This window comes from Pantoea sp. PSNIH1, from assembly GCF_007680655.1.
Classification (GTDB): domain Bacteria; phylum Pseudomonadota; class Gammaproteobacteria; order Enterobacterales; family Enterobacteriaceae; genus Pantoea; species Pantoea eucrina.
On sequence record NZ_VEIP01000023.1, the window covers coordinates 1 to 311 of the forward strand.

General features: G+C 54.0%; 3 tRNA genes. All 3 read right to left on the reverse strand.

Annotated elements, in window-relative coordinates:
• The 3 genes from FS690_RS18220 to FS690_RS18230 all read right to left on the reverse strand — a co-directional run bounded on the left by FS690_RS18220 (position 1) and on the right by FS690_RS18230 (position 311).
• Positions 1-76: transfer RNA gene (locus FS690_RS18220), tRNA-Val, on the reverse strand.
• A gap of 38 nt (positions 77-114) precedes the next feature.
• Positions 115-190, reverse strand: a tRNA-Val gene (locus FS690_RS18225).
• A 45-nt stretch (positions 191-235) separates the two neighbouring features.
• Positions 236-311 (reverse strand) — tRNA-Val (locus FS690_RS18230).

The window sequence follows — 311 nt, forward strand, 5'->3', positions numbered from 1 at the left end:
TGGTGGGTGATGACGGGTTCGAACCGCCGACCCCCTCCTTGTAAGGGAGATGCTCTACCAACTGAGCTAATCACCCACTTCGGTACTTCTTTAACAGGCTGTCTGGCTAAGATATGGTGGGTGATGACGGGTTCGAACCGCCGACCCCCTCCTTGTAAGGGAGATGCTCTACCAACTGAGCTAATCACCCATATCTTATCTCTTACTACCTGTTCACTGCGGGCCACCTTAAGAGTGGTGGGTGATGACGGGTTCGAACCGCCGACCCCCTCCTTGTAAGGGAGATGCTCTACCAACTGAGCTAATCACCC